20 protein-coding genes and 1 pseudogene are annotated in these 22,076 nt (G+C 58.9%); 14 read left to right on the top strand and 7 right to left on the bottom strand.

Translation table 11 applies throughout. From position 1 onward, the window contains the following. Positions 1-93: 93 nt before the first annotated feature. Complete coding sequence (locus tag ABJ99_RS15475; protein WP_054086531.1) at positions 94-2,595, bottom strand: TonB-dependent siderophore receptor; 2,502 nt, start codon at positions 2,593-2,595, stop codon at positions 94-96. A 246-nt stretch (positions 2,596-2,841) separates the two neighbouring features. Here ABJ99_RS15475 and ABJ99_RS15470 point away from each other — a divergent pair, with 246 nt between their 5' ends. Beyond that, on the top strand, positions 2,842-3,273 hold the full coding sequence (locus tag ABJ99_RS15470; protein WP_054086530.1) for an HPF/RaiA family ribosome-associated protein: 432 nt from the start codon (positions 2,842-2,844) through the stop codon (positions 3,271-3,273). Positions 3,274-3,370: 97 nt separating this feature from the next. On the opposite strand, the gene ABJ99_RS15465 is transcribed toward ABJ99_RS15470, so the two are convergent. Continuing rightward, on the bottom strand, positions 3,371-4,333 hold the full coding sequence (locus ABJ99_RS15465) for a FecR family protein (protein WP_054086529.1): 963 nt from the start codon (positions 4,331-4,333) through the stop codon (positions 3,371-3,373). After that, positions 4,330-4,872 carry a sigma-70 family RNA polymerase sigma factor gene (locus ABJ99_RS15460; RefSeq protein WP_054086528.1) on the bottom strand — a complete coding sequence of 181 codons (543 nt, stop codon included), beginning with the start codon at positions 4,870-4,872 and terminating at the stop codon, positions 4,330-4,332. The genes ABJ99_RS15465 and ABJ99_RS15460 overlap by 4 nt, the downstream gene beginning before the upstream one ends. Positions 4,873-5,036: 164 nt before the next feature. Here ABJ99_RS15460 and ABJ99_RS15455 point away from each other — a divergent pair, with 164 nt between their 5' ends. Next, the gene (locus ABJ99_RS15455) at positions 5,037-5,369 is read left to right on the top strand and encodes a DUF3509 domain-containing protein (RefSeq protein WP_054086527.1); all 333 of its coding nucleotides are present in this window, start codon (positions 5,037-5,039) and stop codon (positions 5,367-5,369) included. 93 nt (positions 5,370-5,462) lie between these two features. On the opposite strand, the gene ABJ99_RS15450 is transcribed toward ABJ99_RS15455, so the two are convergent. After that, on the bottom strand, positions 5,463-5,951 hold the full coding sequence (locus ABJ99_RS15450; RefSeq protein ID WP_007244071.1) for a phosphate-starvation-inducible protein PsiE: 489 nt from the start codon (positions 5,949-5,951) through the stop codon (positions 5,463-5,465). A gap of 406 nt (positions 5,952-6,357) precedes the next feature. Here ABJ99_RS15450 and ABJ99_RS15445 point away from each other — a divergent pair, with 406 nt between their 5' ends. From ABJ99_RS15445 to ABJ99_RS15415, 7 genes are all read left to right on the top strand, one after another. Next, on the top strand, positions 6,358-6,624 hold the full coding sequence (locus ABJ99_RS15445) for a YebG family protein (protein WP_007252657.1): 267 nt from the start codon (positions 6,358-6,360) through the stop codon (positions 6,622-6,624). 709 nt (positions 6,625-7,333) lie between these two features. Then, positions 7,334-8,572 (top strand): non-hydrolyzing UDP-N-acetylglucosamine 2-epimerase, encoded by a 1,239-nt coding sequence (wecB, locus tag ABJ99_RS15440; protein ID WP_054086526.1) that lies wholly within the window; start codon positions 7,334-7,336, stop codon positions 8,570-8,572. A gap of 164 nt (positions 8,573-8,736) precedes the next feature. After that, the gene (locus ABJ99_RS15435) at positions 8,737-10,953 is read left to right on the top strand and encodes a cellulose biosynthesis cyclic di-GMP-binding regulatory protein BcsB (protein WP_054086525.1); all 2,217 of its coding nucleotides are present in this window, start codon (positions 8,737-8,739) and stop codon (positions 10,951-10,953) included. Positions 10,954-10,965: 12 nt separating this feature from the next. Next, complete coding sequence (locus ABJ99_RS15430) at positions 10,966-13,086, top strand: glycosyl transferase family protein (protein ID WP_054086524.1); 2,121 nt, start codon at positions 10,966-10,968, stop codon at positions 13,084-13,086. Next, on the top strand, positions 13,083-15,047 hold the full coding sequence (locus ABJ99_RS15425) for a bacteriophage N4 adsorption protein A (RefSeq protein ID WP_054086523.1): 1,965 nt from the start codon (positions 13,083-13,085) through the stop codon (positions 15,045-15,047). Before ABJ99_RS15430 ends, ABJ99_RS15425 begins: the two co-directional genes overlap by 4 nt. Before the next feature lie 31 nt (positions 15,048-15,078). Next, positions 15,079-15,951, top strand: coding sequence for an alpha-amylase family protein (locus tag ABJ99_RS15420; protein ID WP_054086522.1), 873 nt, complete (start codon positions 15,079-15,081; stop codon positions 15,949-15,951). Positions 15,952-16,037: 86 nt separating this feature from the next. Then, positions 16,038-16,841 carry a SirB1 family protein gene (locus ABJ99_RS15415; protein ID WP_054086521.1) on the top strand — a complete coding sequence of 268 codons (804 nt, stop codon included), beginning with the start codon at positions 16,038-16,040 and terminating at the stop codon, positions 16,839-16,841. A 180-nt stretch (positions 16,842-17,021) separates the two neighbouring features. Here the strand turns inward: ABJ99_RS15415 and ABJ99_RS15410 are convergent, their stop codons facing one another. The 3 genes and pseudogenes from ABJ99_RS15410 to ABJ99_RS15400 form a co-directional block, all read right to left on the bottom strand. Continuing rightward, positions 17,022-17,579, bottom strand: a complete 558-nt coding sequence (locus ABJ99_RS15410; protein ID WP_054086520.1) for a hypothetical protein — start codon at positions 17,577-17,579, stop codon at positions 17,022-17,024. 143 nt (positions 17,580-17,722) lie between these two features. Then, positions 17,723-18,038, bottom strand: a pseudogene (locus ABJ99_RS15405) (SDR family NAD(P)-dependent oxidoreductase); the annotation flags it as partial. Positions 18,039-18,149: 111 nt separating this feature from the next. Next, on the bottom strand, positions 18,150-18,602 hold the full coding sequence (locus ABJ99_RS15400) for a flavodoxin (protein WP_054086518.1): 453 nt from the start codon (positions 18,600-18,602) through the stop codon (positions 18,150-18,152). A 186-nt stretch (positions 18,603-18,788) separates the two neighbouring features. Between ABJ99_RS15400 and ABJ99_RS15395 the strand changes: the two genes are divergently transcribed. The 5 genes from ABJ99_RS15395 (at position 18,789) to folX (ending at position 22,040) form a co-directional block, all read left to right on the top strand. Further along, positions 18,789-19,394: a hypothetical protein gene (locus ABJ99_RS15395; protein ID WP_054086517.1), complete on the top strand. Its 606-nt coding sequence runs from the start codon at positions 18,789-18,791 to the stop codon at positions 19,392-19,394. 167 nt (positions 19,395-19,561) lie between these two features. After that, the gene (locus ABJ99_RS15390) at positions 19,562-20,131 is read left to right on the top strand and encodes an antibiotic biosynthesis monooxygenase (RefSeq protein WP_054086516.1); all 570 of its coding nucleotides are present in this window, start codon (positions 19,562-19,564) and stop codon (positions 20,129-20,131) included. 242 nt (positions 20,132-20,373) lie between these two features. After that, positions 20,374-21,084, top strand: a complete 711-nt coding sequence (gene folM / locus ABJ99_RS15385) for a dihydromonapterin reductase (protein ID WP_054086515.1) — start codon at positions 20,374-20,376, stop codon at positions 21,082-21,084. A 21-nt stretch (positions 21,085-21,105) separates the two neighbouring features. Continuing rightward, complete coding sequence (gene folE / locus ABJ99_RS15380) at positions 21,106-21,669, top strand: GTP cyclohydrolase I FolE (RefSeq protein ID WP_054086514.1); 564 nt, start codon at positions 21,106-21,108, stop codon at positions 21,667-21,669. After that, entirely contained in the window at positions 21,669-22,040 is a 372-nt protein-coding gene (folX, locus tag ABJ99_RS15375) for a dihydroneopterin triphosphate 2'-epimerase (RefSeq protein WP_054086513.1), read from the top strand. Before folE ends, folX begins: the two co-directional genes overlap by 1 nt. Positions 22,041-22,076 lie beyond the last annotated feature (36 nt).

The raw sequence follows: 22,076 nt of genomic DNA, 5'->3' as shown, positions 1-22,076 counted from the left end.
GCTTCGCACCCCATCGCGGACAAGCGAAGCGTCGCCCGGTTGCTCCAAAAAGCAACGTACCCCGCCCTTTCAGTGCATGGCGAGCCCCCTCTGTCACCACCGATAAGTAGCACTCGCCTGCACGGTGCGTTGCGAGCCGTACCAGCACCATGAATAGGTGTAGCACGACGCAACGTATTCCTTGTTGGCCAGGTTGGTGACGTTCAGCGCCAGTCGCAGGTTGTCCATGGCGTTGCTGATGTTCGGGATGTCGTAGTGCACTGCGGCATCAATCAATGTGTAGGCCGGCACTTTCAGGGTGTTGGCTTCATCACCCCAGCTTGATCCTACATAACGCGCACCGCCGCCCACGCCAGCGCCTTTCAGCTGGCCATCATGAAACGTGTAATCCACCCATGCCGACGCGGTATGACGTGGAATGGCGGGGGCCGTTGTTCCTTTTACGGCGACCTCTGCACCCGGCGCGTCTCCGATGATGCCGGAGGTCACGTTGACCACGTTGTTGGACTTGGTCACCCGGTTATCCAGATAGGCATACGCTGCGGTGATGTCCAGGTTGTCGTTCAGGCTCGCTTTGCCTTCCAGCTCGAAACCACGCGACTGCACTTCACCGGTCTGAACCTGACAAACCGAGCCGTTGCACATGTTGCCTTCCGGGTCCTGAGTCAGCACGTTGGCGCGGCGCAGGTCGAATATCGCCGCGGTGATGAAACTGTTGCTGCCGGGCGGCTGATACTTGATACCGAGTTCGTATTGCGTGCCCTCAGTCGGATCGAACAGCGAACCGCCCTGGCCTGTGCCGGTTTGCGGCTCGAAGGATTCGGAATAACTGACGTAAGGCGCCAGCCCGTTATCGAACAGGTAAACCAGCCCAAGGCGCCCGGTGAATGCTTCACTGTCGGCAGAAGACCGGGTCTTGTTCCGGGAAGTCAGGTTGGTGGAACTGTTGCTGCTCTCGGCCCAGTCGTAGCGGCCGCCAATCAACAACACCCACTTCTCCCATTTCAACTGCTCTTGCAGGTACAGGCCTTTTTGCTGATCACGCTGCGTGCTCGACTCGGTGTAGGCCGGGACCGCAACGGGCGAGCCGTAGACCGGCCTGAAAATATCCAGCGTCGGCCCCAGGCCATAGCCGGCCTGGGTGTCGGTGCTGGTGTTCTGGTAATCCGCGCCCAGCAACAACGTGTGCTGCAACGGCCCGGTGTCGAAATTGGCCTGCATCTGATTATCGATCGTGTACGAATCGAGGTTCACGTCGGTGGCAATCGTGGCGCGTTCGGAGGTGCGATAGTCAGGCCGCAATGTGCCCCAGCCGTTGTAGATGCTGCGATAAACCCCTTCACTGCGCATATAGCGGGCGTTCTGGCGGAAGGTCCAGACGTCGTTCAGGTGGTGTTCGAACAGATAACCCACCGCATGGTATTCACGGTCGCTCTTTTCGAAATCCTTCTCGCCATCATAAAAATCGAAATCGATGTGCCGTCCGGTCGGGCTATCCACGACCGAGCCGTAAGCAGGCATCGAGCCATAAGACGCACCTTTGGGGTCGCTCTGATAATTGGCCAGCAGGGTCAACGACGTATCGTCACTGGGCCGCCAGGTGAAGGCCGATGCGATTGACTGGCGACGGGTCTCGGTGTGTTCGATCTGGCCGTCGGCGTCGTCGTAGAGCCCGGACAGACGATAGGCATACACGCCCTGATCATCGACAGGACCGCCGAAATCAAACGTGGTACGTTTCTTGTTGAAGGTGCCATACGTCAGACCGATCTCGTGAAACGGCGTTTCTGTCGGCAATTTGCTGACCATGTTCACCACGCCGCTGGGGCTGGCCTGGCCGTATAACACCGAAGCAGGGCCGCGCAGCACTTCCACCCGCTCCAGATCGAACGCATCCTTTTGCGGCGCGGCATCGCGGTTGTCCGGCATGCGCAGCCCGTCCAGATACAGCGCAGGCGAGAAGCCGCGAATGCTCAGCATGTCCAGACGCGACGCCGTCGAGCCGCGCGTTTCGGGCACCACTGCCGCGCTGTAACGCAACATCTGGCTAAGATTCTCCGCCCCCTGGGCTTTCATCTGATCCTTGGTTACCACCGAGATCGACTGCGGCGTTTCAATCAGCGCCGTGTCGGTCTTGGTCGCCGACAGCCCGCGCGTAGCCACATAACCGCTTACCGGCCCGGTGGCGGTCTCGAATTGCGACGCACCGCTGATGGTGGTGGCCTGCAATTCCATCGAACCCTCGACCGCCTCGGGCGCGGCCTCGATGCGATAGCGACTGGCCGACAACGCCATGGCCCGCAACCCGCTGCCGCTTAACAGACGGGCAATTGCCTCGTCCGGGCTGTACTGCCCCTGCACACCATTGCTGCGCTTGCCTTGCGTCAGCGCCGGATCGAACGCCAGCGCCAGGCCTGCCTGCTCCGAAAAGGTGTTGAGCACCTGGCTCAGATCACCCGCCGGTATCGAAAAGCTGCGCGCCGAGTTGACGCCGGCCTCTGGCAGGGAAGATTCGGCGGCGTGCGACGGCAGCGCTGCACAGGCCATCAGAACGGCAAGTGCCAAGGGGTGCAGCGAACTGGCGGGACGGGGCATGACAGATCCTTTGTATCGATTGGGTTTCCTTAGCCTTGACGCACACCTGCGCAAAACAGACAGCGAATGAGACAGATTTTCATTCAAATGACTGTCAAAGTTTTTTACTGCGAAATATTTCTTACATATTGGGGTTGAATTGTCAGGCCATTGCCGCCAACACTGTAACTGAGTGCAAACGAAATCGATTCCGCAGGGAGTCGCACAGTCCAGCCTCGCACGAGCAAGCCCTAATAAGGATTAACTATGCAAATCCAGGTCAATAGCGATAATCACATCGAAAGCAGTATCCGACTGGAGGAGTGGGTCCGTAGCACCGTTGAAAGCACGCTCGAACACTACGACGAAAACCTGACTCGCGTGGAAGTCCATATCCGCGATGAAAACGGCGACAAGCCCGGCCCGCATGACATCAAATGCCAGATGGAAGCCCGGCCAAAAGGACACCAGCCCATTTCTGTTTCCCACAAGGCCGATACGGTAGATCAGGCAGTGGATGGCGCAGCCGTGAAACTCGATCACGCCCTTGAACATCTGTTCGGCAAGTTGCGAGGCAGCAAACGCGGCACTACCCCGGCCCTGGCCGAGCAGGACGATGATCCGATCAGCCCGGATGCGTTGCTGGAAGAAGAATTTCTGGAAAAAGAGCAGGAGAAAGAAGCCGCTCGTCTGAGCTGATTATCTGAGCTGATGTTTGACACGTTTTGTTAACAGATACGTTTTGTAAACTAAAGGGCGAACCGGAGACGGCTCGCCCTTTTTGCTATTGGCGCAGCTATCGGTCAGCAGGTGTGACGCGGACCAACAGATCGGTAAACCGCTCGACTTTGATCGGCAGGTTATCCGCCAGCGTGGCCAGCGCCGCATCGGTGTCATCCAGCCGGAACACGCCAGACACCCGCATCCCTTGCAGCGCCTGAGCATCGAAGCGCAGCAAGCCATGGCGATAATTCGCGAGGGTTTGCAGCACTTCACTCAATGGCCGGTCATCGACCCTGATCAGGCCCCGCGTCCAGTCCGCCGGATCCTCGTTGCCCAGTGCGTGCGGCGTCTGCACCCGCCCATCCTTGAGCAGCGCCTGCTGACCGGTAGCCACGTTGACGACGTCCGCCGTGTTGGCCTGGGCGGCGATGGCGGATTCCAGCACGCTGACCGTGGTGCCCTCCTCGCCACGCCGCACCACAAAGCGTGTGCCCAGCGCCGTGATCGTGCCCTGATCAGTGCGCACCACAAACGGTCGCTGCACATCTTTGGCCACTTCGACCCACAGTTCGCCCGCCAGCAATTCGACGACCCGCTGCCGTCCATCGAATTTAACATTCAGCGCCGAGCCACTGTTCAGCTGCATCTCGCTGCCGTCGGCGAGGGAAAACTCACGCCGCTCGCCGACCGCCGTCTGTTGATCGGCCATCCATACGGGCAGACGCTCGACGCTCATCCAGCCGCACACCAACACACCGACCAAAGCCAGCGCCTGCATTGCACGCGAGCCCGGTTTTGCCCCCGCAGGTGCGAATGTTTGCCGAAGCGCGACTCTCGCAGATGTGTCGGACACTTCATCGAAACTGCCCCACAACGACTGCATACGTGACAGCGCCACTTCATGCCGGGGATCGTCCTGCCGCCAGCGTTCGAAGGCCTCTTTGTCAGCCGCGCTGATTGAATCGTCGTGCAGCACCGCCAGCCATTCAGCGGCTTCGCCAATCATCCGTTCGGAGGGTTCGTGCCTGTCGCTCATGCAAAATGGCCCGAACCATGCAGTGTCTTGTAGCAATGCACCATGACGCTTGCCATGTACTGTTTGACCATGCTGGAGGACACCCCCAAGTGAATGGCGATTTCGCTGTACGTCAGCCCATCAAGGCGATGAAGCAGGAAGGCCTGGCGCGGTTTTTCGGGCAGGCCTTCAAGCAACCGGGCGATTCGCTCGAGGATCTGCAAGGCGGCGTGAACCGCTTCGGGCCCTGGAATGCCCACCTCGTCGGCATGCAGCGCCAGTGCATCAAGGTACGCACGCTCAACCTTGCGCCGCCGCGCGCCATCAATCAGCAAGCGAGTGGCTGTGGTCGCCAGAAAAGCGCGCGGTTCCTTGAGGTTGAGCGGTTCGGTCAGGGTCAGAATTCGAACGAACGCGTCATGCGCAAGATCGGCGGCACGTTGCGAGCAGCCGGTCTTCTTCCGCAGCCAGTTCTGCAACCACGAGTGGTGGTCGCTGTAGAGCTCGGTCATTTGCTGGCGACGGCGGACGTCGTCATCAACGGCGGAAAAGTCGCGCATACGTCAATGCATCTCAAACACGAAAAATTATCATTAACGCAAAAGATGACAGCAAAACCTCTCAGCAGCAAGCGTCGGAGCATCGCAACCACTGATCAGCCATCGAGAACCAAAAGGACAAATACCCGGTCAACTTATGCAGAACCATTGAGCAGGTGAATGATATGGACAATCCTTTTCAAATGATCACGGACACTTTTCACCCCGACTACCGGGTGAATCTGAGCATTCAAGGGCTGGACGGCAGCATCATGCTGACCCTCTCCAATGAACGCGGAGTCGTTGCCAAGCGCCTGATCAGCGCCGCCCAACGCAACGACCCTCAACGCCTGCGCAAGCTTATCGAGAGCGTGCAGTTCGGCATCGCCATAGAGCGTGGCGAGAGCGCAATCAAGATTCTGGCGGCGATGACCGATGGCGTGACGCTGCAGAAAGTGCCTGCGCCCGCGAATGGTCCGTGGTCGCGGGATCAGGCGGCGGTCAACGCCAGCGTTTGACGGCACTGACCGCCGGGTGTCGCTCGACAATCCTTTCTATTCTATATAGCCAACGCCTGGCGGCATCGTTCATGGATGCCGTCAGTGTTTCGATCAAACCTCGCCCTTCTCCTCCGTCACCGCGCCTTTGACTGCACTCGATGAATCGGGAATCTTCGCCGAGGGGTATTTGTACGAGGCATAGCGCACGACCAGAATCGCAAACGCCAGCAACAGAATGCCACCGCACAGGTAGATGATGCCGATGTCGGGTGGATTGTGGTGGGACACGTCGGAAATCAGCAGGCGGGTGAGTGCGGTGATCGCGACGTAAATCAGGAAGCGTACGGGCATGTGGTTGGTCTTGAAATAAATCCCGGTCATCGCCCCCAGCTCGAGATAGATGAACAGCAGCAGGATGTCATCGACCGTGACGTTGCCTTTTTCGACCATCCCCAGAAACGCGACCACTGACGCCCAGGCAGTGATTGCACCAATGGCGAACAGCGCCAGAAAGTGAAAGCTCTCGACGCAGAGGTTGCCCAGTGACTCGGCCTGCGCGTGCACCCGATGCCTGATCTTTACTGCCCATTTGTTTCCCATGACGCTTACCTCTGAACCTTCGTTGATGCCGACCGGACGCCGCCGGGTGCGGGTGAAATCTGTTTATGGCTTGCTATATAAAGCAGGAACAGGGCCATAGGCTATGGTTGAGAGCGCGACGGGATGTCGCAAGGCACATTTGCCGGACAAAAAAGATGCTCATACGCCACTATCTATACAGGGCTTGATTACTGCGGCATTTTTACTGTATAAAAACACAGTAATCGAGAAATCACCTTCAGACGCAGATGCGTGGGTGACGGCCTTCACTGTAGCGCACCGCTCTACCTGACCGGCACGCTGGTCATGCACGATCACTGCTTTTGCATCACCCGCTGGTCAGAGCGTGAAGCGCTGAACGTCCGGGTCTAGCCCTTTCAACACTGGATAAGACGACGAGGCCAAAATGGCTGTTGAAACCCTTTACCGCAGTACCCGCGATCTGGAGACTACTTTCGTGGACCGTAAACTCGCCGATGCGCACGATCAAATGCTCGAGCTGGCCGAGCTTCTCACTGACGTCCTGGTCAAGAATGTGCCGGGCATTTCCGAGAAGCACGCGGAAGACGCGAGCATTTACATGGCGAAAAACCGGGCCGTTTTTGCGGCAGCGTTCAAAAACAATGCAACAGCGCTCAATGAGCTGTCAGCACCCGCCGCTACAGAAGACTGACTGCCACTCGAATGAATACCGGCCCTCTTGATCGAGGGTCGTTAACCATTCTCATTTATAGCTTGCTCATATCAGTGCTGTCCTGCTACAACTCTGGGTGTTGGCATTCAAACGCATAGTTCCAGTTCAAAACATGTAACACGACGCCAGAAAGTTCCCTCGCTTTTCCTCCGCATCAAAATCGATACATAGTGAAGTTTCACACCGTCATAATATCAGCGTCATTTTTGTGAACAGTTTCTTTCTTAATGTCATTAATCAGGCGTCAGGATTTTGCTGTAGTGAGTCTCGTCTCACTTCGTCGATTCGTGCCAAAACTTTTTGCCATCATGGCGTCGCTACAGAACGCATCACTACTCCGAAAACAGCAAACCGCCTGCCATCACTCCACGTAAAACCCCGTATTCACTGGCCGAAAAGCACGTATCAAACATTACAAACGCTTCCTGACTCTATTCAAAATTGAAAGTTCCAGCCAATACTTACGTCGAAAAATACTTAATAAAAAGTTTGGCTTTATTAATCTCTTCTGCTAATAATTCCGACAAATCCGGGTATCAAGGCATTTTGCTACATCACACTGAAGTGAACATCGAGTATCCACTCCGATTTTTCCGCCCGAGAAACTCATTAACTCGCAAGCCAACCGGGCTGACCTCAGCCCGGCTTCGCTACTGTGCGGCGCGCCCTATAGCGCGGGGGGAAATAAATGGCTGGTCAGCAATCCAGAATGAAGATCCTTTCAATTTTCGGCACTCGTCCGGAGGCCATCAAAATGGCCCCTCTGGTCAGAGCACTGGCCGCAGAGCCGGGTATCGATTCAAGAATCTGCATCACCGGTCAGCATCAGAGCATGCTGCAACAGGTGCTGGACATGTTCGAGCTCAAGGCTGATTACAGCCTGGACGTGATGCGCCCTGGCCAGACGCTCAATTCGCTGACCGCAGCGCTGTACGCCGCCATCGATCCGATTCTCGACGAGATGCAGCCGGACAAGGTTCTGGTGCACGGTGACACGACGTCAGCCATGGTGGCAGCGATGTCGGCGTTCCATCGCCGCATCCCCATCGGCCATGTCGAAGCCGGCCTGCGTACCGGCGACATCCGCCAGCCTTGGCCTGAAGAAATGAACCGTCGCTGCATCGATCTGATTTCCGATCATCTGTTCGCGCCAACCGCCGAATCGCGTCGCAACGTGCTGGGCGAGCGCCTGCAAGGTATCTCCTTCGTGACCGGCAACACCGTCATTGACGCCCTGCAGTTGACCGCCCAGCGAATCGATTCCAACCGTCAGTTGTGCCACGCACTCGATCGTCAGTTTTCGTTTCTGGTGCCGGATCGAAGGGTGCTGGTCGTGACCGGTCACCGCCGCGAGAATTTTGGCGACGGCTTCCTGAATATCTGCAAGGCGCTGCGTGAACTCGCGCAGCGTGACGACATTCAGATCGTCTACCCGGTGCACCTGAACCCCAACGTGCTGGGGCCGGTGACCGAGCACCTGGGCGACCTGCCCAATGTGCACCTGATCAAGCCACTGGATTACCTGTCCTTCGTGCGCCTGATGCAGCGCTCCCACGTGATCCTCACCGATTCGGGCGGCGTGCAGGAAGAGGCGCCGTCGCTGGGCAAGCCCGTGCTGGTCATGCGCGATGTCACCGAGCGGCCTGAAGCCGTGGCGGCGGGCACCGTGCGACTGGTCGGCACCGAACCGGACGCGATCACTCGCGGCGTGAACGCGCTGTTCGACAACAACGAGCTGTGGCAGAACGCTGCCCATGCCGCTAATCCATACGGAGACGGCAAAGCCAGTGCGCGCATCGTCGATGCCCTGATGGGCCGCCCGGTGGACGAGTTCGTCGCTGAAATGCCGCGCCGTCGCCCGGATCCGCTGGACATACTGCCGGAGCACCTGCACCAACCGGTTCAACTGCGTTCAATGGCCAGTTAACGCAGCGAGAGGCTGACACCCATAACCCATAATCGAATCCGTAGCGGACAGTCCGTAGACGTTACGGGCACACGGCTCACGCCCTGTGCCCGTCAGGCCTTTCTCGCGGACCTGCTCCCTGCTTCAAGACCCAACGGCCTTGAGCCCTTACCGAGATATACCCGATGAAATCTTCCGTTACCGTAAACATGGGCGCGCTGAGCGTCTTTGCCTGCGGGATGAGCCTGCTGGCTCTGATGCCCACCTTCGCTCTGGCCGCCGACAGTCCCTTGACCCAGGCGATCAACCGGATCACTGCCGACAATCGTCAGGAGCGAGTGGTCGAGCTGCGGGAACTGGGTATTGATCGTCCGATCATTCTCAGCGCCAGCGATGCGCGCCGCGAACTGTATCTGCCTGTGCCGGCCAACGTGGCATTGACTGACGCCACGCTGAATTTTGACGCCAGTTACCTGAACGGCGAGGCAGGCCGCAATACGCTGCTGCTGTCGCTGGACGGTTATCCGGTACGCGCGCTGGGCCTCAACGAAGAACAGGGCAATGCCAGCACCGTGCTGGGCGTCGACAAGGCCGCGCGCGAAAGCGGCTCGGTGCGTCTGGGCGTTGCCTGGTCATCGGTCATTTCCAAAGTATTGTGTGAAGACGAGCGCGCCATCGGCAACGTGCTGCGCATTGATCCGCACACCCGGCTGACGTACAGCTATGACCCCAGTCAGTTGCAGGACGTCGGCGCGGCATGGGCTGCACTGCCCGGCAAACCCGGCCTGCTGGTGGCCCCCGGCACCTTGTCCGCAGCCAGTTACGATGCTGCCTGGCGCATGGGCGTCGCTCTGGAACGCATCGGCAAACAGGCACGCATCCTACCGTTTCCCGCCGTCCAGGACAGCATTGACCTGAGCAATCTGCGCATTCCGGCAGAACTCATGCAGATCCCGGCGTTCGCCAGCCTCAGTGGCAAAGGCGTTTATACCCTGAGCGATCAGGCTGAAATCGGTGCGTTGCTGATGCTCGGCCAGACACCGGCGCTGCAAGCGGACCTGGCGATCAGCGATCCGCAGTTGCTCAAGGCCATCGATGACTCGCTCGACGCGCTGCAGGCGCAAGTAGAGGGCCTCGATGCATCGGCAGCCGTTGCGCTGAGCCAGTGGCGTGAGCGCCACATCAAAAAGCCACTGGCCAACAGCGCCGGCGGCGACATCAGCCTGGCGTTGCTCGGCAATCGTGCCTTGCTGATGATCAAACCTGAATCGGCAAACAAAGCCATTGGCCTGTTCAGTTCGGCGTGGAACAAACTGGCACGCAGCCGCCAGTTGACCATCGGCGAAGACACCGCCCTGCCACTCGGCGAAGACGGCCGTGTGGCACTGACGCGTCTGGGTGGCAAGCCCGGTACGGTCGACGTGTTGGCGAAAACCGACTGGACGGCTTCGTTCCCGCTGGGCAGCGTTGCCTATGACGGTCGCGTTCCGGTAACAGCCATGATCGATGTGGCCGCTGCACCCGGCGCGTCGGGCACCCCTCCGGTTGCCACGGTGTTTATCAACGATTACCTGATCGGTGCGTTGCAGTTGACCGCCGACGGCAAAAAAGAACGCATCGAAGCACGCATTCCGCAGTACGCCCTGGCGGCGCAGAACACCCTGCGTGTTTCGTTCCAGCGTCAGCCGGTCAGCAATCAGTGCCTGGAAACACCGCAGGCGTTCCCGATCTCGGTCCTGCCGACCAGCCACGTGGTGCTGGACAAGATCACCCCGGACAGCAACTTCTCCGGGATGGCTGCACGCTTTGCGACCGACACTCAGGTCATGGTGCCTAAAGGCTATCTTGAGCGTCCGGCCAGCAGCCTGCCGCAGGTCATTCGGGTAGCCAGCGCTGCCGGTGTCTCGCCGTTGCGCGCGCAACTCAGCGTCAGTGACGATGCCAGTGTTGCGGTTACTCCGGCCAAATCGTTCCTTGCCTTCGAACTGCCGCTCAAGGACGCTGCCGAGTCGGTCAAGGCCGATAGCGAAGGCCATCTGCTGATCAACCACAAAGAGCAGACCCTGCTTGATCTCAAGACCCTCAATCACCTGGCGTCCCTGCAAGTGATCGAAGCCGGCAGTCAGCACGGCATGGTCTATCGCACGCTGGGCGGTCAGGCCCCGGTCTTCGAGCGCCCGCTCCTGCTGGAACGCGGCAACGCGACCCTGCTCGCCAACAGCGGCCCGGTGGCGACCTTCGACGCCAACGATCCAACCGGCAGCAAGATGATCGAAGAAGAAGAAACCACCGGCATCGAAGCCTGGCGCAAACCGTCGCTGCTGTGGTTGATTCCGGCCGGTATCGTGCTCTTTCTCATCCTGTTGCTGACTGGCCGTAGCGCCCGTCGCAATCGCTCGTAACGGATCGCCGCAATGACGTCGCTCTATTGGCCTTACTGGCTGGCCCATTACTACAGCGTGCTGGAAGTCGCGACGATCGTTGTCGGGCTGATCATTCTCGTGTCGAGCATCGATGACCTGTTCATCGACATCTGGTACTGGTCCAGGCGGCTGTACCGCAAGTTCACCGCCGAACGCCGCTACCGGCCATTGACCGCCGAGCAGTTGCTGGCGCGTGATGAGCAGCCGCTGGCGATCATGGTCCCGGCCTGGCTGGAATACGACGTCATCGCGCCGATGATCGAAAACATGGTGTCGACCCTTGATTACCAGAACTATGTGGTCTTCGTCGGCACTTACATCAACGACCAGCGCACCATCGATGAAGTGGAGCGCATGCGCCGTCGTTACAAGCAGTTGCACCGTGTAGAGGTGCCGCACAACGGCCCGACCTGCAAGGCCGACTGCCTGAACTGGGTGATCCAGGCGATCTTTCTGTATGAGAAGACGCATGCCGTACAGTTCGCCGGGACCATCCTGCACGATAGCGAAGACGTGCTGCACCCGCTTGAGCTGCGCCTGTTCAACTACCTGTTGCCACGCAAGGACATGATCCAGCTACCGGTCGTATCACTGGAGCGCAACTGGTACGAATGGGTGGCCGGCACCTACATGGATGAGTTCGCGGAATGGCACGGCAAGGACCTGGTGGTGCGTGAAAGCATGACCGATACCGTGCCCTCGGCCGGTGTCGGCACCTGTTTTTCGCGCCGTGCCTTGATGGTGCTGGCAGAAGAAAACCAGAACCAGCCGTTCAACACCGAAAGCCTGACCGAGGACTACGACGTCGGCGCACGTCTGGCCAGATACGGCATGAATGCGATCTTCGTGCGCTTCCCGGTGCAATTTCGCGTGCTGCGCAAATCCTGGTTCCGCAAGCAGTACGAATCCACCCTGGAAATGCCGCTGTGTGTCCGTGAGTTTTTCCCGGACACCTTCCGCACCGCGTTTCGCCAGAAGGCGCGCTGGACCCTCGGCATCGGCCTGCAAGGCTGGGAGCAGATGGGCTGGACCGGTTCGCTGGCAAACCGTTACCTGCTGTTTCGCGACCGCAAGGGCGTGGTGACCTCGTTTGTCAGCATCATCGCTTACCTGATCCTCATCCAGTTGCTGGCGTTGATCGTTCTGCGCTCCAGCGGGCTGTGGAATACGAGTTTCCCGACACCGTTCGAAACCACCGGGCTGATTCAGTACCTGTTGGTGGCCAACGGCATCGCATTGCTGTGGCGAATTGCCCACCGGTGTTACTTCACCACCGTGCTGTACGGCTGGCAGCACGGCCTGCTGTCGATACCGCGCATGGTGGTCGGCAACTTCGTCAACTTCATGGCAGCCGCGCGGGCCTGGCGGATGTTTCTGATCGGCAAGTTGCTCAATCGCAAGCTGGTCTGGGACAAGACCATGCACGACTTCCCGTCCACCGACCTGGTCGCGGCGGCGCCTCGTCGTCTGGGCAGCGTGCTGTTGTCCTGGCAGGCGATCAACGACGAAAAACTTCAGAGCGCTCTGACCGAACAGCAAACCCGTCAGGTGCCGCTGGGCAGGATTTTGCTAAGCCACGGCTGGCTCGACGATGAAACCCTCGCTGAGGCCATTGCCTTCCAGAATGACCTGCCGCGCGTGTTCGACATCGCCAGCAAACGTGCCGACAACAGCGTGCTGGCCGACGAATTCTGCCTGCGCTGGCGCGTGGTGCCGCTGAACATCAATGTTCAGGGGCGCACAGAGATCGCCGTCGCCAGTCCGCTTCCGGAAGAAGGTGTGCAGCAGATTACCGAACAGCTCGGCGCAGAACCGGTGCAACTGGTCGCGCGTGAAAGCGAGATCGTTGCGCAGCTGCGTCAGCTTCAAGCGGTCGGCGGCCAGCCATTGCCAGCCGCTGCTCCACTGCTGGGCGATCTGCTGGTCGAACAAGGCCTGCTGGACCGCGAAGTGTTTCACAAAGCCATGCTGGGTTATCGCCCGCATGTGCATGGCCGGATCGGCGATTACCTGGTCGATATCGGCGTGCTGCCACGAGAAACCATCGAAGAGGCTGTGGCACGTCAGCACAACCACTACCGAACCGCCGATCAAACGGAGCAGCCACTATGAAGCGCCCCTTCATCCTGTCGCTGCTGGTGACCGGCCTGAGTCTTTCTGCGCCGTTCAGCCAGGCAGAGACCCTGCCTTTGCCGTTGACCGGGCCAGCGTATGCCATCGCCAACGAAGCCTACATGGCCTACAACCGCAAGGATTACGACCTCGCCATCGCCAAGGCCAACGAGGCGTTGCGTCAGCGCGCCGATGCCAGCCAGTTGCGCGACCTGATTGCCTTGGCAGAGCGCGACAAGTACCGCCGCGATCACCCGCAACGCGCTTACAAGACGCGTCCGAAACCTGGTTATCCGGAAGGCAATCAAGCGTTGCGGGCCTACGCCCGACAGGACTACAACGGCTCGGCCAGCCACGCCCGCAAGGCAATCGCGCAGGCGCCAAAGAATCTCGATTACCGCATGATGCTGATCGAGGCACTGCAACGTCAGCAGCGTCTGGACGAAGCGCAGACAGCCATCAACGATGCAGAGCAGGCACTTGGCCCACAACCGGTTCTGACGCGCCGTCGGCAGGCGATTCAGGAGCAGGTGGCGGTCGACAAGGCAGCCACTGGCTACAAGGCACTGGCGCGCGGAGACAATGAAACCGCGGTCAGCGAGGCGCGTGACGCGGTACGCAGTTTCCCGAAACAAATGGCCTATCGAAAGCTGCTGGTCAGCGCTTTGATCGCCCAAGGGCAGTATGCCGAAGCACGTTCTGCGGCCACCGAAGCGCTGGCGCTGAATGGCAACGACGCCACTCTGCTCGTCCAGCGCGGACAAATGCGTCAACGCCTGTGCGACCAGAGCGGCGCGCGTCAGGACTTTGCCCAAGCGATGGCAGTTGGCAATCTACCTCTGCGTGAGCAGGCCTCTTTATACGCCGCGATGGGCCAACCGAGTGAAGCGCTGCAACGCTTGCAGCAAGCCCGCGACGCTGGCGAGCTGCAACCGGGTGATGAAGTGCAGATCGCGTACTTCCTGAGCCAGGCGGGCGATGACAAAGGCGCGCTGGACACGCTCAAGCGTGTCGATCGCCAGTCCGGCCTCAAGCCCCGCGAAGTGCAGGATGCCGCTTACAGCGCCATGCGCACGCCGGATGACGCGCAGGCCATTGCGTACTTCAAGCGCGTGCTCGATTACCAGCAGACCGGCGATCTGCAAATGCCGGCTCAGCAGGTGTTCGACACCCGCCGCGCCGTCTCCGACCTGTCCCGCGTCTGGGGCCTGACCAACACCACGACTTATCGCGGTGCCAGCACCAGCAACGGTTTGAATGGCGCACCCGGCGGCACCACCGACAGCGTGCAGAACAGCACCGAAGTGTTCTGGCGGCCATTCGGCTACCGCAATGCGCGCTTTGTCGAGCTGTACGGGCGGGTGACTGACACGCTGTGGAGCAAGGACGGCGAATCCGACACCGGTGCTGACGCGCTGCAAGGCGCTGTCGGCATTCGGGCCAAGCCGTTCAGCGAAGTCAACATCATCGGTGCTTTCGAACGTACCTTCCCGCTGGGCAATTCCAACGCTGATGGCGACTGGCTGGTGCGCCTGGGCTATGGCTCGAGCATCGGCACTGACCTGCGGGTCGACGTGCCCAGCTGGTGGACCTCGCAGCTGTACGCTGAAGGCGGGCGCTATTTGCAGGACAAGCGTAACTATTTCAACAGCGAATGGCAGGTCGGTCGCAGTTTCCGGGTGGACAGCATCAGCCCGCGGCTGGTGGTGTTTCCGCATGTCGTCGCCGCAGTGGACTATGATTCGAAGATGCGCAGCGAGGTCGACAGCCTCGGCCGCAGCAGCACATCTTCCGGCAACGCAGGCGGCCTGGGCGTCGGCACGGGGGTGCGTTACTGGTTTCGCGAGGACAAGTACAAGGCTCCGCAGTCGTATGTCGATTTCTCTGTGCAGTACCGGGAAAAAGTGTTTGGCGATGACCGGGCAGAAGGCGTATTCGCACGCATGACGTTCTCGTGGTAATCATCGCGAATCATCCCTTCGGGAGGACTGTTTGAAGGCTTTGCTCGGATTGTTGCGACGCGCGACGTTGATCAAGACCTCCCTGGCCGCGCTTTTGGTCGGGGTGCTGGGCGTCGGCTCCAGCGAGTTGTATCGAATTCTGCTGCCCAAAGGGCCGGGCATCATCGGCATCGTCTGGCAGCCGGATAACGCGACGATCGGCATCAAGGGTGACTGGGACAAGCTCGGCGCGCGGCAACTGCTGGTGCAGTGGACGGCGGTCGACGGGCAATCTTTTATCCCTGGCACCAACCTGCCAGACGTACCGCTGCTGCCGGACTGGACGCGCATCGGCAAGGCGCCCTGGGCCGAGGAAGTGATCCTCGGCCTGGCCGGGCATTTCAGCGAAAACCAGTCGCGGGACAATATCGAGCAACTGGCGACGCTGTCTGCGCAACTGGCCAAGGTGAAAACGCCACTGAACGTTACCGGCTGGTATTTTCCCGCCGAAGTCGACCCTGGCTGGAGCCGCGCCAAAGAGCTGCCTGCACTGCTGGCGAAACTGCCAAGGCCGTTGTGGATCAGTGTCTACGACGGTGCCAATATAGGCCCCGCCGCCACCGCCGACTGGCTGAAAACCTGGCTGCCGGATGACATCGGCGTGTTCTTCCAGGACGGGGTCGGCGTTTATGCCCGCACCGCGCCGGTCGCCCGAACCTACGCTGACGCGCTGCGCAAACGACTGGGCAAAAACCGCGTGAGAATCATCGTCGAAGCATTTCGCCCTCAGGTCGGCGGCGGCTTCCGCTCGGCAACCGCTGCCGAACTGCAACCCCAGATTGACGCCTACGACGGTTATCCACTCTACCTGTTCGACGGCCCGCACTACGTAACGCCAGAACTGATAGAGGCACTAAACAAGTAGCAACAGGCTGCGCTGGACGAAAGCCCCTTGCAGGGCTACAAAGAGTCTTCGCACGACTTGAACCCGAAGGTTCACGGAGCTTGTCGATGACGCCCCGTCAGCATTGCCTGGCTTGCCTGCAACAGACGCCGCCCGCGGTGTTCGACGCCGCGCTGTGGGTTTCGGCCGAGCATGACGCGCAGTTTTCCCGGCAAAACATGATGGCCGAAATGGATCAGTTGCAACGCCAGATCGACGCCGCCCTACCTGTCCTGCCCGCCCCCGAGCTGGCCCAGCCGATGTTGCGGCAACTCAGCGCGCTGGGTTTTCAGCAGGATGACTGGAACCCGCCCAAACCGGACGCCGCGCTGCTGCACACGATCATCAAACGTCGCAGGGGCCAACCGTTGGGTCTGGCGTTGATTGCACTGGAAATCGCCAGACGCCTGAACATCGCGCTGGAGGGCGTCAACTTTCCGGGCCACTTTCTGCTGCGCGTGCCAGGCGCCGATCACCTGCTCGACCCCTGCGGCGGTCGCAGGCTGTACCCCAAGGACTGTCGTGAGTTGCTGATCCGGCAATTCGGACCCAGCATGCACTTGCAGGCCGGCCACCTGATGACGGCCTCCCCCGCGAGCATGTTGCAACGGTTGTCACGCAACCTGAGGCACCTGCATCAGATCAACGACAACTTTCTGGCTGCGCTCAAGGACGCCGACCGCATCGTCGAACTGGGCCAGGCAATCAGCAGCGATTACCTGGCCCGCGCCTCCCTGTATCAGATTCTTGAATGCCCGCAGGCAGAACGCTTCGATCTGGAACACGCCCTGTTGCTCAGTGAAGATCCTATACAACGCATCCGGCTGGTCGAACGCCTCAGCCAGTTGCCGTCTCATCGCAGCGTCCACTGAACAAGCCCGGCATTGTTACCCGCTGCGTAATGCTGCATCTCCTGCCCGGGGATTTTTCAGCACAGCGAGTGCAGGTAGCCTGCGCACGTTAAAGTTCGACGTGGATTTGCAAGCTCCCTTGATCCCGCGTTTTGTTTGGCCGCTGCGTATCCCCGGAGATGCAGCGGCCTTTTTTATTTCTCAGCCTCTGGCATTTGCTGTTCGCTTGACCAGCCCCTTGTTCTCCATATCTATGATCTTGCGCATCTCGGGACTGTCGCCCGATTCGGCAAACGCCTGCAGGTTCTGCATGACATGAATCGTCTTGATGTAATCCGGTAACAGGAGCTTGGCGTACGGATCGCCACTCAACGCTTTCTCCTTCATATCGATAATCCGGTTGGCAAAGAACTCCAGTGCATTGATTTGTTTATTGGGATCGACAAGGTTACCTTTCTTGTCAAACTCATCGCCTGTTCGGCTCATGAGTTCAGCAGTATGGTTATCAATCATGCCGGACTTGAAGAGAATCGCTCCCGCCCTGCTCAGATCCTTGGGGGTAATCTGTTCGGGATTGAAATCCTTGAACAGCGGCTTCATCTTGCGTTTCTCCATCGCCAGAGAATTGAGCGCAAGCGCGTTCTCGCCAATCTCCTGCAACACCTGCCCCACCTGGGCCTCAGCCTTCTTGATACTGATGCGCGCCGGTGGCAAGGTGATTGTTACCTGTGGAAGGTCACCCCAGATTGATCGTGCCATGTAATATTCCCTATATGAATGTATGCAACAGTCATATCGGAACAAAAAGTGCTTATTGTATAGTGCTGAAAAAATCCATACTTAACTTACAAGTTACTCGGAAAGTTCTTACGACATTTGGTAAACAGTCTGGCAAATTCAGCTTTGGCGGTCGCGTAGTTGGATTGCCCGAAGTTGCCGTAGATGCCGGACGTCGATGAGGTGAAGATCACCCGACCATGGTTTTGCTCACGCATGTAGGGCCATACAGCGCGCGAGACTTTGAAGGCACCCGCGACATGAACCCGATAGACGAGGTCCCAATCGGCGTCCTCCATCCTGGCGAAGGTCTTGTCGCGCAGAATACCAGCGTTATTGACCACCACATCAATGCGGCCAAAGGCGTCCAGCGCGTCCAGGCCCTCCGCCTGCACCTGTGACGATGACCACCTTATCTTCGAAATGTACTGGCTCGTTCATTGTCGACTCCGTACATAAGGAATACAGGGCCATGAGTGTCGTGCAGGTGCAGGTCGACGACAATCAACAGCAGGTGCGCTGAATCATGCCCGATAACCGATCAGGATGACCTCAGCCCAATTGCACAATGAACGCAGCAATCCAGGGCTCGGCATCGGTTTCCGGAGTGACACTTTCGCTGCTGTCCAGACGCAGCATGCCCTGCGTTTCGGCAACACCCAGCTCGGCTAACAGCTCACGCATCAGCTCGCCACCACCACAGAAGGTGTCGCCATAGCTGGCGTCGCCAAGGGCAATCACGCCGCCCGGCAATCCGCGCAGCGCCGCAGGCAAGGTATCGCGTAGCTGCGAATAAAGAGGCACCAGGTTGTCCGGCAACTCCCCCATGCCCGTGGTCGACGTCACAGCAAGCAATGCCTGAGGCTCGAAAGCCAGCAGTTCAGGCAGCGTCAGCCTGGAATTGACCAGCGGCTCATGACCCGCCGCACGCAGCAGCATGGCTGCGTGCCTGGCGACTTCCTCGGCCGATCCATAGACCGTCCCGCATATGATGGCGACTTTCATGACTATTCCTGCAGCAACTAAAAAAGTGAAACATTATGCCTTAGAATGCCGTCTGACTTTTACCTTCACCCGTTCGCACCTGTGCGTGATGGCTGAAGCTCTGGAATAGAAAACCGATGAATGGCATGAACACGCTGCGGAATTTATGGTCTTTGTTCTCAATAACCGGTTGGCCCGAGTCCCATCATGCAACCTGATTCTCTCCTTACACAGGCTGAACTGGACTTTATCCAGAGCATGCAGCGCAATCCACAGCTGAACGTGCGTGATAGCACGCGCAGCCTGCTGGTCAATGGCGGGGTTCAGATCCAGGATTTGCTGACCCGGTTGGCGGCGCATCAACAAGTCACCATTCATGCGCAATTCGAAAACCAGCAGATGAATTTCCCGCTGCACCTGGTGGAAGACGAATTCCACGCGTTGCACCTGGAGCTGGGTGCGCCGAGCATTTTCGAAGAAGGCCCGCAGATCCGCCCCTGGCGGCTTGCGCTGCAAGAGCCGATACCTCTGGAAACCGAAAAAGGCAACCCGAGCGCGCTCTGGATCCACGAGCTGTCCTTCAAGGGTGTTTTGCTCGAGTCACGCAAAGAAGGCAAGCTGCCCAGAAGTTTTTCGGCCTGGTTTACCCCGTCCGGCCAGGCGCCGATCGCCATGAAAGGCAAGCTGGAGCGACAGACCAAACCGGCATTCGGTGCGTATCGCCTCAATCAGCACAGCAAGGAAGATGCAGAGCGCCTGCGCCAGTTCATCCTTGAAGAGCACCGGCGCATCCATCCGGCGCTGCATAAATAGGCCGCGCTGATAAGTATCGGAACATTGCGTGCAAATCTTTACCGGTTCGACTCGGATTCAGGAATAATCCTTGCTTGCTTCTGACCGAAGCTGACGCGACCACCACCCCGGCTCGCGTCATGTGACCTCCCTACCCGGGAATCTCACGCCTCTACCGGAGATACACAATGTCTACCTCACCCGTCACCTTGATGGTTGCCCGCCGCGTCGCACACGGCCGCTACCAGGAAATGATGACCTGGCTGCATGAAGGCGAACAATTGGCCACGGACTTTACGGGTTATCTGGGCTCCGGTGTACTGGCTCCCCCGCCTGGGGGTGATGAATTTCAGATCATTTTTCGCTTTACCGATGAGCACACCATGCACGCCTGGGAGCATTCCGCCTCGCGACGCTCCTGGTTGGTGCGCGGCAGCGGTCTTTTCGCCCAGCCCTCCGAACACCGCGTCAGTGGCATTGATGGGTGGTTCGGTGCAATCGATCAGCGTCCACCGCGCTGGAAGCAGGCCGTCGCCATCTGGCTGGCGTTTTTTCCCGTGTCATTGATCTTCAACTTTTTGCTCGGCCCTCTGCTCAATCATCTGGATCTGCTGCCGCGCATTCTGATCAGTACGGCGATACTGACTCCTTTGATGGTTTACCTGTTCATTCCGCTGTCCACACGCCTGCTGGCCTCTTGGCTGAACACTCCAAAGACGACAACTGCGCACGCTACGCACACGTCTTCCCCGCGATAATTTTCCAAGACCTGTACACGCTCGACGAGCCGGTACAGGTCTTTATCCTCCGCCATCCTTCTGCTCACCCTGCGTCGCGCTGAAAAATGGCGTGACAGCCTCTTTTCACACCAGAAAAGACGAGTTTCATGCTCTCCAGGGTTGTACAAAAAAATTCGCTGGTATAACTTCGCTTGTAAACCGGTTGAGACAATTGATCGTAAGATTTCTCTGAATTCCGGACACTGACTCGCGAGCTGTCGATGACTCTATCTTCTGCACCCATTCTGATCACCGGCGCCAGTCAGCGCGTGGGTCTGCATTGCGCCTTGCGCCTGCTGGAACACGGGTATCGGGTCATCATCAGTTATCGAACCGAGCACGCCAGCGTGATGCAATTGCGCGATGCAGGTGCCGTGACGATCCATGGTGATTTTTCCAGCGAAGACGGCATCCTGACGTTTATCGAGGGCCTGAAAAAGCAGACCGACTGCCTGCGCGCCATTGTTCATAACGCTTCCGAATGGCTGGCCGAAACGCCGGGCGACGAAGCCGGGAATTTCACCCGGATGTTCGGCGTGCACATGTTGGCGCCGTACCTGATCAACTTGCATTGCGAGCCGCTGCTGCACGCCAGTGAAGTCGCCGACATCGTGCACATCAGCGATGACGTGACCCGCAAGGGCAGTAGCAAGCACATAGCCTATTGCGCCACCAAGGCGGGCCTGGAAAGCCTGACGCTGTCCTTCGCCGCCCGCTTCGCACCCCATATCAAAGTCAACGGCATTGCTCCGGCGCTGTTGATGTTCCAACCCAAGGACGATGCGGCCTACCGCGCCAAAGCCCTGGCCAAGTCGGCCATAGGCATAGAGCCTGGTGCAGAGGTGATTTACCAGAGCCTGCGTTACCTTCTGGATAACACCTATGTCACCGGCACAACACTGACCGTAAACGGCGGACGGCACGTCAAGTAAGCCGCCCCGAGGACCCTTCTGATGAGTTCATCCCTGCCACAGCACTACCGGGACATTCTGCTCGGACTTGGTGAGAACCCGGACCGCGAAGGCCTTCTCGACACTCCAAAACGCGCAGCCAAGGCGATGCAGTATTTGTGTCACGGCTACACCCAGAGTGTCGAAGAGATCGTCAACGGCGCCCTGTTCGCCTCCGACAACGATGAAATGGTCATCGTGCAGAACATCGAGCTGTACTCGCTGTGCGAACACCACCTGCTGCCGTTCATTGGCAAGGCCCATGTGGCCTACATTCCGACCGGCAAAGTACTGGGCCTGTCGAAGATCGCGCGCATCGTGGACGTGTTTGCCCGCCGTCTGCAGATTCAGGAAAACCTCACCAAACAGATTGCCGATGCGATTCAGGAAGTGACCGGCGCTGCTGGCGTGGCAGTGGTCATTGAAGCGAAACACATGTGCATGATGATGCGCGGCGTCGAAAAGCAGAACTCGACCATGAACACCTCGGTGATGCTGGGGGCCTTCCGCGAATCGAGCACCACACGCATGGAGTTTCTGCAACTGATCGGACGGAGCACCCAGTAATGGCCAGACTCGAACCGGGCACGGCGCGCATCCGCATCAAGGACCTGCGCCTGCGTACTTATATCGGCATCAACGAGGATGAAATCGTCAACAAGCAGGATGTGTTGATCAACGTGACGATCCTCTACGCTGCTCAGGACGCTGTGCGTGACAACGATATCGAGCACGCGCTCAACTACCGCACGATTACCAAGGCGATCATTCAGCACGTCGAAGGCAACCGCTTTGCGCTGCTGGAAAGACTGACGCAGGAAGTGCTGGACCTGGTGATGACTCATCAGGCCGTCAGCTATGCCGAGGTGGAAGTCGACAAGCCACATGCGCTGCGCTTCGCTGAATCGGTGTCGATCACACTCGCCGGTCAGCGTTGAAACTCTTATCATGGCGCAACTTTCTGACTGAATAGA

It is taken from the genome of Pseudomonas syringae pv. cilantro (assembly GCF_001293775.1).
GTDB classification, from domain to species: domain Bacteria; phylum Pseudomonadota; class Gammaproteobacteria; order Pseudomonadales; family Pseudomonadaceae; genus Aquipseudomonas; species Aquipseudomonas syringae_P.
Note: the sequence above shows the minus strand (reverse complement) of the source record. Positions and strands in the feature narration are given on the sequence as shown.

Coding starts and splice junctions, on each gene's coding strand:
- ABJ99_RS15475 (WP_054086531.1), bottom strand. CDS start 2,595: ATGCCCCGTCCCGCCAGTTCGCTGCACCCCTTGGCACTTGCCGTTCTG.
- ABJ99_RS15470 (WP_054086530.1), top strand. CDS start 2,842: ATGCAAATCCAGGTCAATAGCGATAATCACATCGAAAGCAGTATCCGA.
- ABJ99_RS15465 (WP_054086529.1), bottom strand. CDS start 4,333: ATGAGCGACAGGCACGAACCCTCCGAACGGATGATTGGCGAAGCCGCT.
- ABJ99_RS15460 (WP_054086528.1), bottom strand. CDS start 4,872: ATGCGCGACTTTTCCGCCGTTGATGACGACGTCCGCCGTCGCCAGCAA.
- ABJ99_RS15455 (WP_054086527.1), top strand. CDS start 5,037: ATGGACAATCCTTTTCAAATGATCACGGACACTTTTCACCCCGACTAC.
- ABJ99_RS15450 (WP_007244071.1), bottom strand. CDS start 5,951: ATGGGAAACAAATGGGCAGTAAAGATCAGGCATCGGGTGCACGCGCAG.
- ABJ99_RS15445 (WP_007252657.1), top strand. CDS start 6,358: ATGGCTGTTGAAACCCTTTACCGCAGTACCCGCGATCTGGAGACTACT.
- wecB (WP_054086526.1), top strand. CDS start 7,334: ATGGCTGGTCAGCAATCCAGAATGAAGATCCTTTCAATTTTCGGCACT.
- ABJ99_RS15435 (WP_054086525.1), top strand. CDS start 8,737: ATGAAATCTTCCGTTACCGTAAACATGGGCGCGCTGAGCGTCTTTGCC.
- ABJ99_RS15430 (WP_054086524.1), top strand. CDS start 10,966: ATGACGTCGCTCTATTGGCCTTACTGGCTGGCCCATTACTACAGCGTG.
- ABJ99_RS15425 (WP_054086523.1), top strand. CDS start 13,083: ATGAAGCGCCCCTTCATCCTGTCGCTGCTGGTGACCGGCCTGAGTCTT.
- ABJ99_RS15415 (WP_054086521.1), top strand. CDS start 16,038: ATGACGCCCCGTCAGCATTGCCTGGCTTGCCTGCAACAGACGCCGCCC.
- ABJ99_RS15410 (WP_054086520.1), bottom strand. CDS start 17,579: ATGGCACGATCAATCTGGGGTGACCTTCCACAGGTAACAATCACCTTG.
- ABJ99_RS15400 (WP_054086518.1), bottom strand. CDS start 18,602: ATGAAAGTCGCCATCATATGCGGGACGGTCTATGGATCGGCCGAGGAA.
- ABJ99_RS15395 (WP_054086517.1), top strand. CDS start 18,789: ATGCAACCTGATTCTCTCCTTACACAGGCTGAACTGGACTTTATCCAG.
- ABJ99_RS15390 (WP_054086516.1), top strand. CDS start 19,562: ATGTCTACCTCACCCGTCACCTTGATGGTTGCCCGCCGCGTCGCACAC.
- folM (WP_054086515.1), top strand. CDS start 20,374: ATGACTCTATCTTCTGCACCCATTCTGATCACCGGCGCCAGTCAGCGC.
- folE (WP_054086514.1), top strand. CDS start 21,106: ATGAGTTCATCCCTGCCACAGCACTACCGGGACATTCTGCTCGGACTT.
- folX (WP_054086513.1), top strand. CDS start 21,669: ATGGCCAGACTCGAACCGGGCACGGCGCGCATCCGCATCAAGGACCTG.